The sequence below is a fragment of the Duganella sacchari genome, assembly GCF_900143065.1.
Lineage (GTDB): Bacteria > Pseudomonadota > Gammaproteobacteria > Burkholderiales > Burkholderiaceae_D > Rugamonas > Rugamonas sacchari.
The window spans coordinates 195,637-215,916 of sequence record NZ_FRCX01000010.1 but is presented as its reverse complement, the minus strand read 5'-3'; the positions used below and the strand labels follow the sequence as shown (position 1 = coordinate 215,916).

The following is a 20,280-nucleotide window of genomic DNA, read 5'->3' as shown; positions in this document are numbered from 1 at the left end:
GGTGTGGACCGGCGAAGGTCCGCCGCATATGGATTGGGCTGTGCTTATCCATAATGACAAGATTGCAGCAGTCGGTCCCGAAGACAAAATGAATATCCCGGCTGGCGCCGAACGTATCGCACTGCCGGATACCACGCTGATCCCTGGATTAATGGATTTGCACTCGCATGTGCTGCTCCATCCTTATAACGAAACTTCGTGGGATGACCAGGTCTTAAAGGAACAGGTCGAATACCGCACGTTGCTGGCTGGGCGTCATGCCGCTGCAACTTTACAGGCGGGATTTACCACGTTGCGCGACCTGGGCACCGAAGGCGCGTTGTATGCCGATGTCGCCATTAAAAAGGCGATTAATGATGGCGTGATCCCCGGACCGCGTTTATTTATTGCGACCCGCGCGATTGTGGCCAGCGGCAGTTATGGCCCGTCGCCGCGCAGCTATCGCGCAGACGTGGATTTGCCCAAGGGCGCGCAGGAAGCCAGCGGTGTGGAGGAAGTGGTCAAGGCGGTCCGCGAGCAGGGCGCGCGCGGTGCGGACTGGATCAAGGTGTATGCCGACTACCGCACCGGCGCCGACGGCAGCGCGCACGCCACGTTCTCCCAGATTGAGCTGACTGCGCTCGTGCAGACCGCGCATGAATCGGGACGCAAGGTGGCGGCCCATGCCAGCACGGACGAAGGCATGCGCCGCGCCACGCTGGCTGGTGTCGATACCATCGAGCATGGCTATGGCGGCAGTGAGGCCACCTTCAGGCTGATGGCCGAACGCCATGTGGCCTACTTCCCGACCCTGACCGCGCCGGAGGCGACCAGCGAATACTTCCAGAAATATCAGCGTGGCGCGGCGCCCACGCCGTCCATGCAGGCAGCGGCGCGCGCATTCCAGCTGGCGCGCAAGCTGGGCGTCATCATCGGCAATGGCAGTGATGTGGGCGTGTTCGCGCATGGCGATAATGCGCGCGAGCTGGAGTGGATGGTACGGCTGGGCATGCCGCCGGTCGAGGCTTTGCGCGCGGCCACCGTGGTGAACGCCGCAGTACTCGGGCAGTCAGGCACGCTGGGCCAGATCCGCCCCGGCTATCTGGCCGACGTGGTGGCGGTGCAGGGCGACCCGACGCAGGACATTGCAGTGCTTCACAAAGTGCAATTTGTCATGAAGGATGGAACGATTTTCCGGCGGCCATGAACCGATCTGGTGCATTTCATGAGATGATAGCGAAATGCCATCGATACCCCTTTTTCCGCTGAAAACGATTCTGTTTCCTGACGGTCACCTGCCGTTGCAGGTGTTTGAAGTTCGCTACCTTGACCTGGTCAAACGCTGCATCGCCAAGGGCGAAGAGTTCGGTGTTGTTTCGCTGCTCGATGGCAGCGAGGTGCGGGTGCCGGACCAGCACGAAACCCTGTCCGGCTGCGGCACCATGGCGCGCATCCTCGACTGGAGCGCGCCCTTGCCTGGTTTGCTGCAAATCTCCTGCATCGGTACGACGCGCTTTCAGATCAAGTCTGCCGAGCAGCTCAAGCACGGCTTGTGGATGGCCGAGGTGGACGAGGTGGCCGAAGACATGGTCGTGCCCATCCCGAGCGAGCAGCAGGACGTGGCCAACGCCTTGGGCGCGCTGATACGTTCGCTGCAAAAGAAGCAGATCTCCACCGCAAATATGTCGCTGGCGCCGCCTTACCGTCTGGACGAAGCGGGCTGGGTGGCCAACCGCTGGTGCGAGCTGCTGCGGCTGGATATGGAAGAGAAGCAGCGCCTGCTGCTGCAGGAAAATCCCGTGCTGCGCCTGGAACTGGTGCAGGATGTGCTGAGCGAGAACGGCCTGCTCGATTAGCCGGCCGATGCCGCGTACTGCACCAGCAGCGCGGCAGTGGCCACATTCAGCGCCACGGTAATCCAGAACCGGATGCGGAAACTGGTCTTGCTGGTTTTATGGCGCAGCCATTGCTGCGCCAGCAGCCCGCCGGGCCAGCCGCAGCAAAAGCCCAGCAACAGCAAGGCGTTCTCCGAAATGCGCTGGCGCTGGTGCACGGCGGCCGACTTGTCGACCGCGTAGGTGATGAAGCAGGCCACGCTGGCGACGCCATACAGCGATACCAGCCACAGTAGCGTGAGCGCGATCAGAAGTAGCTCAGGCCGAGTGCGGCCTTCACTTCGTCCGCGGTCTGGGCGGCCACTTCGCGCGCGCGCAGCGTGCCTTCTTTCAGCATCTGCATGATGTGGCCCTTGTCCTGCGCCAGTTCTTCGCGGCGCGCGCGGATCGGCGCCAGCATTTCCTGCAGCACCAGTTCCAGACGCTTCTTGACGATGGAGTCGCCCAGGCCGCCCCGCACGTAGTGGGCTTTCATTTCTTCCAGCTTGTCCTTTTCAGGATCGAAGGCGTCCAAATAGATGAAGGCGACGTTGCCTTCCAGGTGGCCAGGATCTTCCACGCGCAGGTGCAGCGGGTCAGTGTAGACCTTCTTCACGGCGGCGGTGATTTCGGCCGCGCTGGAACCCAGGTTGATGGTGTTGCCCAGCGATTTGCTCATCTTGGCTTTGCCGTCGATGCCTGGCAGGCGGCCGATGTCCGGCACCAGCGCCTTGCACTCGACCAGGATTTCCTTGTCGGCGATGCGGTTGAAGCGGCGCACGATCTCGTTGGTCTGTTCGATCATCGGGATCTGGTCTTCACCCACCGGCACCAGCGTGGCCTTGAAGGCCGAGATGTCGGCGGCCTGCGAGGCCGGGTAGGTCAGGAAGCCGGCCGGGATATCGCGCTCGAAGCCGCGCAGGGCGATCTCGGTCTTCACGGTCGGATTGCGCTCGAGACGGGCGACGGTGACCATGTTGAGGTAGTAGAAGGTCAGCTCGGCCAGTTCCGGGATCTGCGACTGGATCAGGATGGTGGATTTGGCTGGATCGATGCCGACCGCCAGGTAGTCCAGCGCCACTTCCACCACGTTGCGGTGCACCTTGTTGGTGTCGTCCATATTGTCGGTCAGCGCTTGCGAGTCGGCCAGCATGATGAACTGCTTGTATTCGTGCTGGTACTGCACGCGGTTGCGCAGGCTGCCGACGTAATGGCCAAGGTGCAGCGGACCGGTAGGACGGTCGCCGGTCAGGATGATTTGCGGGCCTTTCGGGGCGGTGGCGACGGCTTCGGTATTGGACTGTTCAGGCAAACTCATCAGGGTTCCTTTGCGTTACCCCGGTCCAGCGCGCACAGAATAAAAACGCCACCAGACAAGGGCGGCGTTGATAAAAATATCACATCACTATGGGTAGACAGTGGCCGCTTGCGCTAGGAGCGGCGCCAATACGTGCAGACGTGAAGTGGGGCGAAAAAAATCATGGCCGTATGGTTGCAGGTCGTGGCCTGTCTGTCAAGGTGCTGTGCGGCCGCAAAACGCTGTGGTGACGCGGAACTATAGTGGGCATCCAGGGTCCAACTCAGGAGGGCAAGATGCCTGACAATTTCGATTCGGTAGCGTTTATGGACACGTTGATTGAAGGCGGCTTTCCTGAAAAGCAAGCCAAAGCGCTGGCGTCGGCGCTGTTTCAGCTGATCGACAGTCAGCTGGTCACAAAAAGTTATCTGGATTTACGCCTGGCGCAGGATCTGGCGCGACTGAAGAGTGAACTGTTGCAATGGGTTTTCGGCTTGCTTATCGTGCAGACCGGGATGACGGCGGTCCTCTTTAAACTCCTGCATTAATGGTAGGATTGCTCCTTTGGAAGTCTTCCTCTGGAGTTCATATGCATCGTACCGTGGTTGCTGCATTGCTTGCCCTGTCTTTCCCCGTATTTGCGCAGACGCCGGCCATGGCGCCGGACATCCCCGCCAAGTTCGATACGACCGTTCCCGAGGCCGACTACATCAAGCGCGAAGTGATGATACCGATGCGCGACGGCGTCAAGCTGCACACCGTCATCGTGATCCCCAAAGGCGCCCAGCATGCGCCCATGGTCCTGACCCGCACGCCGTACAACGCCAGCGGCCGCGCCAGCCGCAATACCAGCCCGAGCATGCAGGCCACGGTCGGCCAGGGCGACGAGGTCATGGTCGGCGAAGGCTACATCCGCGTGTTCCAGGACGTGCGCGGCAAATACGGCTCGGAAGGCGATTACGTGATGACCCGCCCGCTGATCGGCCCACTCAACAACACCCGCACCGACCACTCCACCGACGCCTGGGACACCATCGACTGGCTGGTCAAGAACACGCCCGAATCCAACGGCAAGGTCGGCATGATCGGTTCGTCCTACGAGGGCTTCACCGTGCTCATGGCGCTGGTCAATCCGCACCCGGCGCTCAAAGCCGCCGTGCCGATGAGCCCCATGGTCGACGGCTGGCGTGGCGACGACTGGTTCCACAACGGCGCTTTCCGCCTGCCCAACCTGAGCTACATCGCCGGCCAGACTGCCGCCAAAGGCGGCGGCAAGCAACTGGCCACCGGCGTGTATGACGATTACGATGGCGTACTGCGCGCCGGGTCGGTGTCCGCGTACGCCGCGCAATTCGGCCTCGACAAACTCAACTACACCAAAAAACTGTTCGAGCATCCGGCCTACGACAGCTACTGGCAGCACCAGGCGCTGGATAAAATCCTTGCCGGGCGCGATCTGAAAGTGCCGACCATGACCGTGGTGGGCTACTGGGACCAGGAAGACATCTACGGCGCCTACGCCGTCTATAGCGCGCTGGAGCCGAAGGACAGCGCCAACAACAGGAACTTCCTGGTGGTGGGCCCGTGGCGCCACAGCGGCGTCAATTACGACGGCTCCAGCCTCGGCGTGTTCAAGTTCACCGGCGACACCGCGCTGGAGTTCCGCCGCGACTACATGCAGCCTTTCCTCGACCAATACCTCCGGGACGGCGCGCCTGCTGCCGATACGCCGCCCGTGCTGTTCTACCAGACCGGCGTCAATCGCTGGCAGAAGCTGCCGCAATGGCCGGTGGCGCAGACGCTCACGCCGATCTATCTGCAGGACGGCTTCAAGCTGGGCTTCGCTGCGCCGAAGGACAGCGCCGCCTATGACGAATACGTGTCCGACCCGGCCAAGCCGGTGCCGTTCGTTCCGCGTCCGGTGCGGATGGGCGATGGCAATGTGTGGCGTCCGTGGCTGGTCAGCGACCAGCGCGCCGTGTCTGACCGCACCGATGTGCTGACCTACACCACCGAGCCGCTGAAGACCCGGGTGCAGATCGCCGGCCAGCCGATGGTCAACCTGTATGCTTCCACCACCGGCACCGATGCTGACTGGGTGGTGAAGCTGATTGACGTGTATCCGGATGAAGTGCCGTCGCAGCCGGAGCTGGGCGGCTACCAGCTGGGCATCGCCATGGACATCTTCCGCGGCCGTTACCGCAACAGCCTGGAGACGCCATCACCGATTCCGGCCAATGCCGTCGAGCGCTACCGCTTTGCGCTGCCGAACGCCAACCACGTGTTCCTGCCGGGCCACCGCATCATGGTGCAGGTGCAGTCCAGCTGGTTCCCGCTGTATGACCGCAATCCCCAGACCTATGTGCCGAACATCTTCTACGCCAAGCCGGCCGATTACCAGAAGGCGACGCTGAAGGTGTTCCACAACAGTGCCGTGGAGCTGCCGCTGGTTGAAGTGAAATAAGCGGACTAGCGCGCGCGGACGCTGTCGTTCAGCACGTCCGCGCGGAAGTAGTGCAGATAGCCTTCCATGATCTGGTTGGACTTGCCGGCCTTGTCCAGCGCCTCACGCAAGGCCGCCTGGTCTTCCGGCTTGAGCTTGTGCGAGATGTAGGCGCCGCTCTGCTGCCAGGGCAGTTCCGCTATCGCTTCCGCCTTCAGCTTTTCCTGCAGGCCGTGCACGCGCTGGTCGCGGCGGATGGCGCCGGCCATCAGCGTCGGCCCCATGATGGTGACGTCGGCCGACCCCGCGTGCAGCAGCCGCGCCACCGCAATCACGTCGACTTCCACAAACAGGCGTCCCTGCTTGCCCAGTTCATCGACGAGCGCCGTGTAATGCTCGCCGTAGTCAAAGCCGCGCACCACGGCCACGCGCAGGTCGCGCCGCGCCAGCAGATCATGCGCGCTGGTGATCGGCGCGCGGCCGCTGTTCACGGAAATCAGCATGGCGCGGTGATTGATCATGGGGATGAAGGTGCCGGCCTTGTCGCGTGCTGCCGTGCGCGAAGCGGGCGCCAGCACGTCGGCCGATCCGGACGTGAACATGGCCACCTGGCGAGCACGCGGCACCACCGTAAACGCAAACTGGCAGCCGGCCTTGGCGCCTATCGCACGCAGCAGGTCGGGATAGATGCCTTTGATATTCTGGCCATCGACGATGACGCTGGCGCCGTTGGCCGACACCGGCACCGTCACTTCGCGCGTGCACCCCGCAATGGCGTTATGCGCCAGCAGGCTGGCGGCAAGCAGCAGCAATCCTTTCACGCATCCTTTCACGCTAGCTCCGCGTGCTTGCGGAAGTAACGCACGGCGGCGAAAATCGCCAGCGCCTGCATCGCCGCGCACAGGAAGAACGTGCTGCCGAAGCGCCAGTCGTTGGGTGGCAGGTGGCTGACGCGGCCCAGTATGTCCGATCCCAGGCGCGGCATCAGTATCACGCCGACGCTGCTGATCGATTGCAGTGATCCCATCAACTCGCCTTGCTGCTCCGGGGCGGTGGACTTGGAGATGATGCCCTGCAGCGCCGGGTTGATCGCAAACGACAGCACATTACAGAGGATGAACACATACATCATCCAGCCCTCGGTCGCCAGGCCGTAGGCGATGTAGGTCAGGAAGCCAGAGGCCATGCCCAGCAGCGACAGCTTCACTTCACCGAATTTTTTAATCAGCATGCCCAGCAGGCCGGCCTGCACGATCGCCGCCGTCAAGCCGACGCAGAACAGCGCCAGGCCATTCTGGCCGGTGGTCCAGTTGAAGCGGAAGTTGGTGTACAGGACCCAGGTGGTCTGCAGCATCATCTGCGCCAGCGTTACCAGCGTGAAGGTCACCACCAGGCCGCGGATGTCTTCGCGGCGCGTCAGCCGGATCAGGGCGGAGAAGGGATTGATCTTGGACAGGCTGAATGACGTACGGCGCGAAGCGGGCAGCGATTCCGGCACCACGAAATAGCCGTACAGCAGGTTGGCAGCGGACAGCGCGCCCGCCACATAGAACGGCAGGCGCAGGTCGACGTCGCCCAGCAGGCCGCCCAGCGCCGGGCCGCAGATGAATCCCAGGCCGAACGCCGCGCCGATCTTGCCGAAGCTCTTGGCGCGGTTCTCCGGCGTCGAGATGTCCGACGCGTAGGCCGAGGCCACCGACATGCTGGCCGACGACATGCCGCCGATTACCCGGCCGATGAACAGGCAGGCCAGATTCGGCGCCCATGCCGTGGTCAGGAAGTTGATGCTCATGCCGGCCATGGAGTACAGCAGCACGGGGCGGCGGCCGATACGGTCGCTGATCGCGCCCAGCATCGGCATGAAGATAAACTGCATCAGGCCAAACACGGCGGCCAGCCAGCCATACCAGTCGGCCTGGGCGTCGCGCGAGCCGGTGAACTGGCCGACCAGCACCGGCAGCACCGGCACGATCAGGCCGATGCCCAGCATGTCGATAAAAACGCAGATCAGTACAAAATTCAGATTGCCTGTCACTACGGGTGCAGCAGGTGCGGCGGGTGATGCGGTATCAGGTGTCGTCATGGGGACTCGATCAAGGTTACGGTGCCGCCGGACTCGCTGCCCATTCGGCGATGAAGTTGTCGCGGAAGGCGATCAGCTCCTGCAGCCGCATCTCGGCCAGGCAGCGGCCGGCGGCGGTCTGCATTTTGCCGGGCAGGGTGGCCAGCTTGGTGTCGATGTGGTCCAGCGCATAGGTTTTGTCGTCCAGCTCGCGGTGCAGCGCCATCGGGTCATCGGCGTGCGCCAGCGCAGCGCCCATGCGGCCGGCCGTATAAAACAGGCGCGCCAGGCCGACCGCGCCCAGCGCGTCCAGCCGGTCGGCGTCCTGCACGATTTTGGCTTCGATCGTCTCCGGGCGGATGCCGGCGGAAAAACTGTGGCTCTCGATGGCATGCGCCACTGCGGCCAGCTTATTGGGCGGGAAATCCAGTTCGGCCAGCTGGCGGCTGGCCAGCAGCGCGGCCTTGCGCGACGCCAGGTGGCGTTCTGGATCGTTCTTGGCCAGGTTGACCAGGTCATGCAGATAACAGCCGGCCAGGACCACCAGCGCGTCGGCCTCGGGATAGTCGTCCAACAGCAGGCTGGCGTTGCGCCAGACGCGGTGCAGGTGGTTGGTGTCATGCGCGCCGTCGATGCCCTGGGCGGCGGTGGCCAGAGCGACCAGGCGTGGGTGCCAGCTGTTGAGCAAGCTATTCATCGTTCTCCCGAGTGTCTGACGGTTTTGCCAAATCATACAGGCTCGGACCGGGATTGTGCAGGCTAAAGCTGTGGTTTAAATATCAAGTCAGAACTTGTAATAAATTTATTTATTGCCGAAATGCATTTATTTGGTGCGTCAGATCTTGACTTGAGGTAACATTGCACCACGTCATTTTAGTAATGAAGGAAAACCATGTCCAACGTAAGCGAACTGCACGCGACGGCATCCATCGCCGGCGAATATCTGGCCTTTACCCTGGGCCAGGAAGAATATGGCATCGATATCCAGAAGGTCAGCGAAATCCGCAGCTACGAAACCCCGACCCGCATCGCCAATGCGCCGGAATTCGTCAAGGGCGTGATCAACCTGCGCGGCATCATTGTGCCTATCGTTGACATGCGGATCAAATTCAACCTCGGCACGCCAACCTATGACCAGTTCACCGTGGTCATCATCCTCAACATCGGCCACCGCGTGGTGGGCATGGTGGTGGACCGCGTGTCCGACGTGACCACGCTGAGCCACGAAGAGATCAAGCCGGCGCCGGAAGTGGGTTCAGCCATGAATACCGACCATATCGTCGGCCTGGGCACCATTGAAGACCGCATGCTGATCCTGGTCGATATCGACAAGCTGATGTCCAGCGCGGACATGGGCCTGATCGAAACCACCGCACTGGCGGCCTAAGCTCAGGACCATCATGCCGGGCAGGTCCCGATGCTGGTTGCGTAGTTCTGTTTTTGATTTACTGTGAGAGGTAGGTGCAAGAATGAATATGTTGGCGAATATCAGTATCGGCAAACGCCTGGCCTTGGGTTTTACGATCATTCTGGCGTTTGCGATGCTGATTACCGGCATCAGCGTGTGGCGCCTGCAAGGCGTGGCGTCCGCCACCAGCGAGATGATGCAGGTACCGCTGGCCAAGGAGCGCATGATCTCCGACTGGTCCGGCAAGATCGACAGCGGCATCCGCCGCACCACCGCCATCGCCCGCAGCAGCGATCCTTCGCTGGGCGCCTACTTTGCGGAAGAGTCCAAGGTATCGTCGGCCGGGTCGTCCGAACTGCAGAAAAAAATCGAAGCGCTGATCAGCGACGCTGACGAAAAAGAGCTGTTCGGCCGCATTGGCGAGCAGCGCAAGGTCTACCTGTCCTCGCGCGACCAGATCGCCAAGCTCAAGACCTCCGGTGAGCTGGACGAAGCCAACAAGATTTTCGAAACCGTATTCCGTCCGGGCACGGCCAAGTACCAGGAACTCATCGCGGAACTGCTCAAGATGCAGCGCGCCAAGATCGACGCCGCCGCCCAGCATATTGAAGATGTCGCCTCGAGCAGCCGCAATCTGCTGTACGTGCTGGCGACGCTGGTGCTGGCCTTTGGCGTGACCTCCGCCTGGCTGCTCACCACCGGCATTACCCGTCCGCTGCAGGAAGCGGTGGTGGTGGCGCGCCGCGTCGCCAGCGGCGACCTGACCGCGCACATCGACGACAGCGCCAGGGACGAAACGGGCCAGCTGCTGTCGGCGCTCAAGGAAATGAACGCCAGCCTGCTGGGCATCGTGACCGAGGTGCGCCAGGGTACGGAACACATCACCATCTCGTCGACTGAAATCGCGCAGGGCAACCAGGATCTGTCGCGTCGCACCGAGCAGCAGGCCGGCGCGCTGGAGGAAACCGCATCGTCAATGGAAGAACTGACGTCCACCGTGAAGCACAATGCCGACAATGCGCGCCAGGCGAATCAGCTGGCGACGTCCGCTGCGCAGGTGGCGGTGAAGGGTGGCGAGGTGGTGGCGCAAGTGGTCGGCACCATGGATTCGATCAACCAGTCGTCCAGCAAGATCGTTGACATCATTGCGGTGATTGACGGTATCGCCTTCCAGACCAACATCCTGGCGCTGAATGCGGCGGTGGAAGCGGCGCGCGCCGGTGAGCAGGGCCGTGGCTTTGCCGTGGTGGCGACGGAAGTGCGCAATCTGGCCCAGCGTTCCGCCGGTGCGGCCAAAGAGATCAAGGCGCTGATCGGCGACTCGGTGGAGAAGGTCAACCTGGGCAGCAAGCTGGTAGCGGATGCCGGCACCACGATGGATGAAATTGTCGCCAGCGTGCACAAAGTCAGCGACATGATTTCCGAGATCACGGCGGCCAGCAGCGAGCAAAGCGCTGGCATCAACGAAGTGAATCAGGCGATCGGCTCGATGGACGCGGTCACGCAGCAGAATGCGGCGCTGGTGGAGCAGGCTGCAGCAGCGGCGGAGTCCATGCAGCAGCAGGCCGCGGCGCTGGCGCAAGCGGTCAGCGTGTTCAAGGTGGAGGACACTCTGCGCCTGTCGCACAGGGAGGCGCTGGCCAAGCCGGCAGTGGCCCAGCGCAAGCAGCTACAGATCACGCGCAGCTGACAACTGCGCAACAGCGCCTTAATCGCCGGGCGGTCGCTGGATCGCCTGTTGCGACAGGCGGTCCGCCTCGCCGTTACGGTGGCGCGGCACCCAGCGTAGCTGCACCCCTCCCAGTGCCGCCATCAACGACACCACGCGCGCGCGGTGCTCTTCCAATCCCTTTGCCCCGCGCGCGGCGCCCAGATTCACGTCATTGACCACCACCTGGCTGTCGCCATACACGGTCAGTTCCGTGGCTCCCGTGCTGCCGGCCGCTTCCAGCAAGGCCGTCAACGCCAGATATTCCGCATCGCTGCTGCTGCCATGGCCCGCGCGGCGGCTGATTGCAACCCGCTGGCCATCCGGCCCGCATAGCAGGGCGCCAATGCCGATCTGGCCCGGATTCGGATGTGCCGAACCGTCAAACCATCCACGCCACGCGGTTGCCAATGGCTGCAAGCTGGCCTTGCGCAATGCCAGCTTGTGCGCGGCGGCGGCCTGCCTGGCGAGGCGGCGCTCTTCGTCGCGTTGGCGCAGCTGCTCGCGTTCTGCCAGTAACCGGGCCAAGCCCAGCGCACCGGCGGCCAGGGTCAGTACTTGCAGCAAAGCCTGCGCTTCGCTCAGTTGATCGCGCACCGCCAGACGGCGCGCGGCCACGCGCTCGCCTTTGTAGGCGGCCGTGGCCAGCATTTCAAACTCAGGATTGTCCATTAATCACGGCGACGGTTATCGGGATGGCGATCATACCTGTTTGGCACGCCATCGCCATCACGGTCGCGGTCATAGCGGTTAGGAACGCCGTCATGATCGCGGTCACCGTAGCCGCGACGGTCGCCACGGTTGTCGTGATGGTCGTAGCGATTCGGGATGCCATCGTGGTCACGGTCGCCATTGGGGCCACGGTCCCAGCGCGCCTCCTGGCGGAACCAGTGACCTTCACGCTCAACCCAGCGTGGTTGGGTGTAGACGTAGCCCGGACGCGAAGCGATCCAGTTACCGCCTATCCAGACGTGGCGGTTGGCGCGCCATTCCCAGTAGCCCGGCGACCAGATATAGCCGGGGCGCGGGGCGGGAATGACTTCATAACGCGGAGGCGGCGGCGCGACGCTGATGTAGTCCACGCGGCCGGGACCTGCGTCAATCACGGTCCAGCCGGCAGGGACCAGACGCCAGCCGCCGCCGTCGCGCACCCATTCGGCGCTGCGCCAGGTACTGCCGATACGTTCCGGCTCCCAGCGGCCGCCAGACCATACATGGCGGTGGCCGTCCCAGTTCCAGTAGCCAGGCGCCCAGATATAGCCCCGGCGCGGCGCCGGCACGCTTTCAAAACGCAGCGGCGGAGGCGCATTGCCGATCACGACGCTGACGCCGACCTGTGCGGACGCGATGGTGGGTACAAATGCTGTTGCGCTCAGTGCCAGCATGGCGCCAGCGACTATGGGCTTAATCATGATAGTGTCCTCCGTCTGTTTGTCTGCGCAGTTGCGCGCCTGGAGAAACTATATCAACGGAAGCAATAGTGTGCCGGGATTGATGCAGTTTTTTACATATGACACAAAGCTGTGCTGCGCAGTGTGCGGCAGCGTACAGATTGCGGTTGGGGAGGCTTAAAGCGGAGTAGCTGGAGTCGCTGTAGTAGCGAAAGACTTCGCCTGTTACGCGGCAGCGCGGCTGGGCGTACAGGCGAAGGTGATACGGGCGCTCAAATTTTGCTCGCTTTGTTCGATTCAGCGGCCAGCTGCAGTGCATGGTCTTCCAGTGCCGATTGCAGTTTCTGTTCAGGCGTCAGGCGTTTTGCGCTGACCACGACCACTTGCATGCTCGGGTCATTTGCTTCGACTGGCGCTTTTTCCAGAGCGTAGGTTGCGCCGCAAGCCAGAGCCACAGTCATAACAAACAGGGCTTCGAAGTTTTTCAGAACGTTCATGATGTTTCCTTTCGGTGGTTAAAGTGAGTTTCGATGTGCTCACTTTACGTAAAGGCCCGTCCAGTCACCACCGGAATGCGACGAGACGCGGTTTTGACGGGCCAAAATGCATTTTCGTGCGATAGAAGGCAGGTTTTTCCTTGCCCCTCTGCTAAGCAAAGCCAGAGACAGACCACCTGCATGAGGGGCATATGCCGCGATTCTTCCATCAGTTCTTGCAAGCCTGGCGCGACCGTCGCCGCAGCCGCCGGCGGGCCGTCAACCTGCGTGCCGCCCAGCGTCATCCCCGCATGAAGCTGGTGCCGTCGCGCGGAGAAGTGGCGCCGCATATCATCCCGGCGCGTACGGCGTGGATTTCGCTGGCGGCGTTCTGTGTGGTGGCCGGCGGCGGCGCGCTGATCGCCGGCCATGCGCGGCATCTGACGGCGGCTACGGCGAGCACGCCGCAATCCGCCGCCAATGTGCGTGCAGCGAACGCCTATCAAGCGACCTTGCCCGGCGTCGCCTTCACCGTGCCTGAGCGGGCAGCCATCAGCGCCAGCCTGCATCCTGCCGGCGCCTTGCTGATTGCCGCCGGCGTACAGGCCTCGCCACCTGTACGGGTGGACTTGTGCAGCCAGTTGCGCAGCCCGGGCGACAAACGCTTGCAGCCACTGCGCCTTGGCTACCGCTTCGATGATGTGAAGCGCTGGGTCGCGCGCAGCCAGGACGCCAATGTGCAAATCTCGCTGCACAACGTGCTGCTGGTGGCTGACCGCAGCACGGGAGCGGACGCCATGCCGGAAGTGCAGGTGGAGGGCGTCGCACGCGCTGACTTTACCGATCCGCTGAGCGAGCCGCTGCAACTGAGATGGCGCACCAGGCAGGGTGAGGCGCGCTGGCTCAGTGACGCCAGCCTCGGTCAGATCGAGCAGGGCGCGTCCGGGCAGGTCGCGCTGCGCCAGCAAGGCTGGTTGTTGTGGGGCCGTGATTCGGCCTTGCGCATCGAACGCCGCAGCAATGCCATGTGCCCGCAGGCAGGCGAACTGCTGGTGCAGATGTATCGTCCGGGCGCATCGCCGGAGACGCCTGCACCTGCACTGGTGGCTGCCTTCCCCGCGCGCGGCCGCGCGGTGAGCAGTTATCTGGCGCCTGGCTCCTACCAGGTGCCGCAGGCAGCAGCTGGCGCGCTGGAAGACCAATCCCTGTTCGACGAATTGCAAGCGAGAGGTCTGATCCGGCTGACGGCAAATGGCGCCATCGAACTTGCTCCGCGCGATCTGCCGCAATGGCAGGCCGCCGGTGCCACCGAGCGCGTGGCGGAACTCCAGAGCTGGAAACAGATCCAGCCTGGCCCTGCGACACATAAACTGTTCAAGCGCCTGTATTACCAGGCCGACGGCGCTTACGTGCGCCAGCAGGTCGATATCTACAATAGCGAGCGCCGTTTGCTGGCCTGGCGCATCAAGGCCCCGGCGGGACTGTCACTGGACTGGACGGCCAGCACCGGCAGCAGCGCCAATGGCAGCGCGCCGGTCATGGTGGCGACCACCAGCCAGATGCCGGTGTCCGCATCGCGCCTGTTTGCGTCGCTGCCACAGGGCTGGCAGCCGTGGACGCGCGTCGCCCGCTGGCCGCAGGCGGGAGAAGGGAACGGCCGTCCGGTCGTGCACCTGACGCTGGCTTTGCCGCGCGCGGCCAACGGTGGCGAACAGCTGCAGATGCTGGTCGCGGGCCGTGTCGGCAGCGGCATCATCGGCGCCGGCGCGCAGTTCATCCCGGCCTGCACTGGCCGCGCCTGTGCAAATACCGCCGATGTCCAGCAACTCAATCTGACGCTACAGGCGGGCGCCCGCAGTGTGCAACTGGATGTTCAGCCACTGGACTTCAGCGCACCGGAAGACCAGAAATACCGCCACCTGCGCGTCGCTGGCGGGCGCCTGGTCTGGCAGCCATTGGCGCAAAGCGACAACACTGCTGCGCGCGGCGCGGCGCCGTCGCCGGTGCAACTGGCGGATCGCAATGGCACGGCGCTATGGACCGACGGTGCGCCGACCGATGCCGCCATCGATGCCGGACTGGCGCCACTGCTGGGACTCGATCCCGAACATGCCAACAGCGTTGCGGGAATGCTGAGCCGCCTGCCTGCCGCCGATGGCGCCGTCAGCGCGAAGCTGACGCTGGACCTGCCGCTACAGGCACTGAGCCAGCGCGTGCTGGATTGCGTGGCCATGCACCGTGGCCGCTGGGACGGCGGCAAGTGCAGCGGCGCCCAGCCGGCGCCCGAAGGCCGCCATGCCGGCCTGGTCATCCTCGATACTGAAACGGGCGACATCCTTGCCGCGGCGGGGATGGGCGCCGGCGCAGTCACCAGCGCCAACTGGGCCGAAGTGCGCGACTTCGACCGCACCAGTCCCGCGCGCAGCCCGCTGCGGCTGCCGGCCTTGCAGCATGATGGCGGCGCACATCAAAGCCCTGGCTCCACCTTCAAGGTGGTCAGCGCACTGGGGCTGGAGATCGCGGCGCAAAGCGATCCCCAGATTGATGCGCTGCTGGGCGGTATGCCGCTGCCCGCGATTAATCGTCTGGCAGCGCAGCGCGGTTATGGTTTCCAGACCGATGCCGCCAGCTATCCGCTCAATCCGCGCCTGGCGCACATCACCAACTACCGCGAACAAAGTCTGGACCGCCGTGCACAGGAAGGGCGCCTCGGACTGGCGCAAGCGCTGACCTACAGCCTGAATACCTGGTTTGCCTGGTCCAGCGAACTCAGTGACCGCAGCCTGTTTGGCCGTCCGGATGGCGGTGCACCCGACCTGCAGGCGCTGGATGCCGATGCGCTGGATAGCATCCGTCCCATCGTGGCGGCAGCCCATCGCCTCGGCTTTGAACAGTCGCTGCGCCTGGATGGCGGCCTGTTGCCCGCCGATTTCAACTGGCGCAACTGGGACGCGCTGCAAGCGACGCCCGCGCATATGGACCCCATCCACACCCGTCACGAACTGCGTCAGATGGCGATTGGCTTGCGCATGCAGGTCACGCCGCTGCAAATGGCGCTGGCCTCCGCCGCTGTCGGGCAGGGACGCGTCGTCACGCCCCGCATGATGTTGACGCTGGGACGGCAGGACAGCGTGACACCAGCCGCGCCGCCGCTCGGCATCCGCCTGGACCGCATCAAGGCCGGCATGAAAGGCGTGGTGGATGTGGGCACCGGCGCCGGCGCATTCCGCAGCGCGGCACTGGGGAAGGTGCGTCCGGGCCTGTATGGCAAAACCGGCACCGCGCCCAGTGGCGAAGACACTGCCACGGTCTGGTTCACGGGCTGGCTCGAAGCTGGCAGCCTGCCGGGACAGACGCACCGGCTGGCGATGGCTGCCTTTGTCAGCCATTCCGACGCCACGGGCGGCGAGCATGCCGCCCCCGTGGTTGCCGCCATCCTGTCCACCCTGGCGACCCAGAACACTGAACAGAAGGGGAAATAGCCTTGTAAACGGAATAATGAAATCGGTCCGTTTATGGCATCCTTGAGAAAACAGAATTTTAACCATCACTTACAGGATTTTATGCGCTTGCCAGGAACCCGCTATCAGGAGCATGGCTGGGAACAAGTGCGCAAGCTGCTGGGACTTTGCTCATTGCAGGCGTTCCGGCAGATTGAGATGCACCAGATGCTCGAACCCGGGCAGCACGGAGCGCTGCTGGACGCCTATACCGATGCGGTAGCGGCGTCTTTGCACGGCTATGCCCGCAGCGCGCGCGGCGAGGCGGAGGGCAACAGCTACGGCGAAAGCGTCTACGAACTGTCGCTCGGCCTGCTGTATGAATTGCAGGCGCAGCCGGCCTACTGGGCGGCGTTTGCCGCTGCCATGGCCAGCGAGCATGCGCGCAGCGGTGCGTTCTGGGATGATCCGGCGGCCGAGGGTGTGCTGCGCAAAAAGGTCAACGATATGTACGCCACCTTGCGCGACAAGGTCGATGCCGACAATTACATCGTCGCCACAGGGCGCGACTGCTCGCCCAACAAAATCTATACCTATCGCATGCTGGACACCGCGTACCGCGAGATCGCCGGCCTGTTTGCCGCATGGGAGCTGAACGCGGCGCGCGTGGCGGCGATACTGGGCCGTGAACTCGCCGGCACGCCGATCGAGGTGCGCCAGCTGAAGTCCATCAGCGGCTGCAAGGCCGAGTGGGTCATCCGCTGGAGCGCGTCGCAGGAGCAGTTTGCCGGCTCGCCAGGCCCGCTGCATACCCGGTCCAAGCGCTTCGCCAGCCTGAAAAACAGTCCGGGCAAGATTGCGTCGCTGCTCACGGAAATCGGCGATTATGAGGAGCTGTCGGCCAATATGGACAGCATCGAAGAATGGCAGACCGAGGCTGGCGAGGCCGCGCTGTGGCTCGAGGACTACTGGCGTGTGATGAGCGAATCGGAACTCGCCGAAGCCGAAGGCCGCCAGCCGGACGACGACCGCATCGTGCCGCCGCCCGAACTGGTGGCGGAGGACGATGAAGCCGAGCCGGTGGAAGCCGTGGTGGACCAAGGCCCGGCCGTCAGCGGGCCGGAGCTGGCGGCGGAGCAGTCGCGTGCCGGTGAGCTTTCTCTACCCCTCCGCTATCTTGAATTGGCGCGGTCGGCGCAGGAAGCTGGCAGCTGGACCGTGCGTATGCTGCGCGAGGAATCGCTGCCGATCCGGCTGGCGGTGTACCACAAGCTGCTCGGCCCAGCCGACGATACCTACCCGGACGCCTGGCTGGATCCCGTCACCGGCGAGCTGCCAACCTTGCAGCAGCTGGCGGCGCTGGACCAGATTTCGATGCCGACGCTGCGCAAGCGCCGCAATGAAGCAATAGATAAACTGTATGCGGCCAACGCCGCAGCGGCGCAATGAAGGAGAACGAATTGAATTCAGCACAAGATGATCTCGACGCGCGCGTGCGTGAGCGCATGCTGTTGTCGCGCGCTGTTGCAGGCGACCGGCTGATGCTGGCCGATGCCACCTTGCTGGCGGCGCTGGACGGTACGCGGCCGCTCACGCCGAATGAGCGCGCGGCGTTGTCCGCCTCGCCGCTGACCTTGCGCCGTTTTCGCCAGTTGTCGCTGGCGCGGCATGCCGCCGAGGTGACGCCAGTGGCGGTTGCGGCCAATGATCCCGTGTGGAGCGGCAGCACCGGCATGCTGCGCGCCGCCGCCACCACCGAAGCGCTGGAGTCGCTGGTGACGGATGATGGCTGCTGGACGCTGCACTTTCTGCCGCAGGACGGGGGCTGGCAGGTGATACTGGGCTTGTCGGCGGAGGCGCCGTTTGCCGCGCGTCTGCTGCGCGAGCAGCCGCAGTTGCGTGTCATCGATGGCGGCGGTGCGATTGTGCTGCAAGGCCGCCTGGACGCCGATGGTGAATGCGAACGCGCCTGGCCGTTTGCGACAGCGCCTGCTGCGCATTTCCAGCTGTATGGCGCCAGCTTTGCGGTTGAACCGGTAGCACCTTAGATCATGGGAATTTTCAGCCGTCGCCGCAAACCGGCCGCCGACACCGGCGGTCTGGGGGAGACTTTGATCGCGCTGCGGCTCGATAGTGGCGATCTTGCGCCATCCGGCAGCACGCTGGTGATATTCAATGCGGCAGGGCATGCGCGGCGACTGGCGGCGGGCAAGGTGGCTTGTGATCAGGGCGAGACTGTATTCTGTTTTGATCCCGGACCGTACACGGTGGATCTGATTCCTTTTGCGTCCGCGCCGGAATGGGGGCTGCGGATGCGTTTCGTGGTGGACGCGGCCAATCCGCGTGTGTCGCAGCAGCGCTTTGATCTGTTTTTGTATAGCGAGACGGCAGGGCGTCTGGCGCTGGCGGACTTTGCCAGCTCCGCTGAACTGGCGCTGCAGGCGGAGCTGGCGCAGGGAGCGCTGGACCTGCCGCCATGCACGTCGGTAGAAGAGTGGCACGCCTTCCGCGCGGGTCTGAATCAGCTGATGTACATGCGCTACGGCGTGACAGTGGACGATTGCGTGCCGGTGGATCTCGGTGAGCAGATTGACTACGCTACCACCTTGCAGGCGCGCGCGCGCCAGGCCGCTGCAACCATTGTGCTCCCTTCGGTTCCTGTTGCGGAGCTGCGGCAAAGGGAGTTGCGCACGCCGCAGGCATCCACGTCACAGCAGGCATCCACGGCGCAGCAGGATGCGCGCGCCTTGCGGCGCCTGTTCCTTGAGCTGCCGCCACTGAGTTCGGAACTGCGTCTGCTCACACTTCCTGACGGCGCCTTCCCCCAGCATCAGGCCTTGCTGCTACGCCTGCGCATGGCCGCGCTCAACGTCAACACCATGCCGGCACTGGCCTGGGCTGCGCCCGATCAGCCATTGCCGACCGAAGACCAGGCCCGCCGCAGCGTCCAGGCACTGGTCGCGCAGGACGCGCTGGATGAGGCCTGGGCCTTGCTGGCGCGTCTTCAATTGGCAGGCCAGGAACAGTGGCCGGCATTGCTGGACGACGCAGACCGCATCTGCGCCAACATGGAAACCGGCCTGTCCCTGCGCCGCCTGGCGCAGCCACCACGCACGGAGCCATCGCTATGACCACGATTTCGACCAGCACCGTGCCGACCAATGCCGAATGCCGCAGCCTGCTGACGGATGGCCGCACACTGACCATCACCGCCAGCCGCCGTCCGCGCGCCAACCGCGCGGACGTGAAATGCACAGTGCCGAATGCACCGGCGATCGCAGAGCATATGCAGCAAGTGGTCCGCCTGGCGCGCCATACCGAAGTCCGCCTCGATACCCGCGACCAGGTCGTGCTGAGTATGGACATCACGCCCGCCATCGGCGAACGCGATTGGGAACTGGCGGCCGTGCTGGCAGACCGCATGGTGCGCGGCTTGTGCCCATCGGCGCGCACCAGCGCCCAGGGCAGCTCCGACGCCTGGCATCTCGGCCGCGTCGCGGGTACCGTGACCACTGCGGAGACACTGCAGATCACCCATCTGGGCGCATTGAGCGGCCATGCCGATCCCTCTGCCGCCGTTTCCACGGTGCGCACCTGGTTCCCGTTGCATAGTGGCGGCATTAACGATGCGCTGGGCTGGCTGGAGGTCAGCGTATTTCCTTTGGAAGCGCCCGCCGGCACCGAGGAGGACAGCATCGCCGCCCCCGGGCTGGATCTCGCTGCTCAGCAGGAAATCCGCCAGACGCTGGCCGCCGCCCGTCACTTCGACGGTAAAGGACTTAGCCGCTGGCGGAGCGTGGTCCGCTTCGGCCAGCCGCGTTTTCAGGGCAGCTCTTATCAGCTGGCGCTGGTCATGGCCGACCGTCTCGCGCGGGGACGCGAGTTTGTGCCGCGAGGCCGTATCATCGCCACCGGCTGCTCCAGCGCCTGGCATGCGGGCCGGGTCGAAACGGTAGAGGGCCGCGAACCCAAGCTGGATTTAATATTCAATCAAGTAAATAATGGTGACCGCGTATTGTTGCCCAGGGACTGGCAAGAGCATCTGCCGCCCGGATTTGCGGCCGGACTGCGTCAAAAAGGCGCCAGTCTGGCCTGCATCGACAGGATCGGCATGATTTAAACCGTGCGCAAGAAGCAAATCGGGCGCGCCCTGCTAAAATCGGGCAGATCGCAGGGCGACCCGGAAGATGAATCGTAGAAGG

General features: G+C 63.8%; 19 protein-coding genes. 11 read left to right on the top strand and 8 right to left on the bottom strand.

Features of this window, described 5'->3' with window-relative positions; all coding sequences use genetic code 11:
* Positions 1-40 precede the first annotated feature (40 nt).
* Complete coding sequence (locus tag BUA36_RS22160) at positions 41-1,186, top strand: metal-dependent hydrolase family protein (protein ID WP_229255783.1); 1,146 nt, start codon at positions 41-43, stop codon at positions 1,184-1,186.
* Positions 1,187-1,220: 34 nt separating this feature from the next.
* Positions 1,221-1,835: an LON peptidase substrate-binding domain-containing protein gene (locus tag BUA36_RS22155; protein ID WP_072787497.1), complete on the top strand. Its 615-nt coding sequence runs from the start codon at positions 1,221-1,223 to the stop codon at positions 1,833-1,835.
* Here the strand turns inward: BUA36_RS22155 and BUA36_RS22150 are convergent.
* Positions 1,832-2,074, bottom strand: a complete 243-nt coding sequence (locus BUA36_RS22150; RefSeq protein ID WP_229255782.1) for a DUF1294 domain-containing protein — start codon at positions 2,072-2,074, stop codon at positions 1,832-1,834. The two genes, BUA36_RS22155 and BUA36_RS22150, sit on opposite strands and share 4 nt — an antisense overlap.
* A gap of 47 nt (positions 2,075-2,121) precedes the next feature.
* The gene (gene trpS, locus BUA36_RS22145; RefSeq protein ID WP_072787495.1) at positions 2,122-3,171 is read right to left on the bottom strand and encodes a tryptophan--tRNA ligase; all 1,050 of its coding nucleotides are present in this window, start codon (positions 3,169-3,171) and stop codon (positions 2,122-2,124) included.
* Between the two features lie 275 nt (positions 3,172-3,446).
* On the opposite strand from trpS, the gene BUA36_RS22140 reads away from it, so the two are divergent.
* Together BUA36_RS22140 and BUA36_RS22135 are read left to right on the top strand one after the other, a co-directional pair.
* Positions 3,447-3,698, top strand: a complete 252-nt coding sequence (locus BUA36_RS22140; RefSeq protein ID WP_072787494.1) for a CCDC90 family protein — start codon at positions 3,447-3,449, stop codon at positions 3,696-3,698.
* 41 nt (positions 3,699-3,739) lie between these two features.
* A complete protein-coding gene (locus tag BUA36_RS22135) occupies positions 3,740-5,614 on the top strand; it encodes a CocE/NonD family hydrolase (RefSeq protein ID WP_072787493.1) in 1,875 nt (624 codons plus the stop codon).
* A 5-nt stretch (positions 5,615-5,619) separates the two neighbouring features.
* Here the strand turns inward: BUA36_RS22135 and BUA36_RS22130 are convergent, their stop codons facing one another.
* From BUA36_RS22130 to BUA36_RS22120, 3 genes are read right to left on the bottom strand one after another with little or no spacing between them, the layout of a single operon-like run.
* Complete coding sequence (locus BUA36_RS22130) at positions 5,620-6,414, bottom strand: substrate-binding periplasmic protein (RefSeq protein WP_072787492.1); 795 nt, start codon at positions 6,412-6,414, stop codon at positions 5,620-5,622.
* 8 nt (positions 6,415-6,422) lie between these two features.
* On the bottom strand, positions 6,423-7,676 hold the full coding sequence (locus tag BUA36_RS22125) for a TCR/Tet family MFS transporter (protein WP_072787491.1): 1,254 nt from the start codon (positions 7,674-7,676) through the stop codon (positions 6,423-6,425).
* A 16-nt stretch (positions 7,677-7,692) separates the two neighbouring features.
* Complete coding sequence (locus tag BUA36_RS22120; RefSeq protein ID WP_072787490.1) at positions 7,693-8,352, bottom strand: HD domain-containing protein; 660 nt, start codon at positions 8,350-8,352, stop codon at positions 7,693-7,695.
* A 195-nt stretch (positions 8,353-8,547) separates the two neighbouring features.
* On the opposite strand from BUA36_RS22120, the gene BUA36_RS22115 reads away from it, so the two are divergent.
* Together BUA36_RS22115 and BUA36_RS22110 are read left to right on the top strand one after the other, a co-directional pair.
* Complete coding sequence (locus BUA36_RS22115) at positions 8,548-9,042, top strand: chemotaxis protein CheW (RefSeq protein ID WP_072787489.1); 495 nt, start codon at positions 8,548-8,550, stop codon at positions 9,040-9,042.
* Between the two features lie 82 nt (positions 9,043-9,124).
* On the top strand, positions 9,125-10,753 hold the full coding sequence (locus BUA36_RS22110) for a methyl-accepting chemotaxis protein (RefSeq protein WP_072787488.1): 1,629 nt from the start codon (positions 9,125-9,127) through the stop codon (positions 10,751-10,753).
* A gap of 18 nt (positions 10,754-10,771) precedes the next feature.
* Here the strand turns inward: BUA36_RS22110 and BUA36_RS22105 are convergent, their stop codons facing one another.
* From BUA36_RS22105 to BUA36_RS22095, 3 genes are all read right to left on the bottom strand, one after another.
* On the bottom strand, positions 10,772-11,443 hold the full coding sequence (locus tag BUA36_RS22105) for a ribonuclease HI family protein (RefSeq protein ID WP_072787487.1): 672 nt from the start codon (positions 11,441-11,443) through the stop codon (positions 10,772-10,774).
* Complete coding sequence (locus BUA36_RS31565) at positions 11,443-12,183, bottom strand: YXWGXW repeat-containing protein (protein ID WP_072787486.1); 741 nt, start codon at positions 12,181-12,183, stop codon at positions 11,443-11,445. Before BUA36_RS31565 ends, BUA36_RS22105 begins: the two co-directional genes overlap by 1 nt.
* Positions 12,184-12,434: 251 nt before the next feature.
* On the bottom strand, positions 12,435-12,659 hold the full coding sequence (locus BUA36_RS22095; RefSeq protein WP_072787485.1) for a hypothetical protein: 225 nt from the start codon (positions 12,657-12,659) through the stop codon (positions 12,435-12,437).
* A 191-nt stretch (positions 12,660-12,850) separates the two neighbouring features.
* Between BUA36_RS22095 and BUA36_RS22090 the strand changes: the two genes are divergently transcribed.
* The 5 genes from BUA36_RS22090 (at position 12,851) to BUA36_RS22070 (ending at position 20,198) form a co-directional block, all read left to right on the top strand.
* Positions 12,851-16,120 (top strand): penicillin-binding transpeptidase domain-containing protein, encoded by a 3,270-nt coding sequence (locus tag BUA36_RS22090; protein ID WP_072787484.1) that lies wholly within the window; start codon positions 12,851-12,853, stop codon positions 16,118-16,120.
* Between the two features lie 81 nt (positions 16,121-16,201).
* Complete coding sequence (locus BUA36_RS22085; protein ID WP_072787483.1) at positions 16,202-17,527, top strand: hypothetical protein; 1,326 nt, start codon at positions 16,202-16,204, stop codon at positions 17,525-17,527.
* A gap of 11 nt (positions 17,528-17,538) precedes the next feature.
* Positions 17,539-18,126 (top strand): hypothetical protein, encoded by a 588-nt coding sequence (locus BUA36_RS22080; RefSeq protein ID WP_307188244.1) that lies wholly within the window; start codon positions 17,539-17,541, stop codon positions 18,124-18,126.
* 3 nt (positions 18,127-18,129) lie between these two features.
* Positions 18,130-19,209 (top strand): hypothetical protein, encoded by a 1,080-nt coding sequence (locus BUA36_RS22075; RefSeq protein ID WP_072787481.1) that lies wholly within the window; start codon positions 18,130-18,132, stop codon positions 19,207-19,209.
* Entirely contained in the window at positions 19,206-20,198 is a 993-nt protein-coding gene (locus BUA36_RS22070) for a hypothetical protein (protein ID WP_072787480.1), read from the top strand. Before BUA36_RS22075 ends, BUA36_RS22070 begins: the two co-directional genes overlap by 4 nt.
* Positions 20,199-20,280 lie beyond the last annotated feature (82 nt).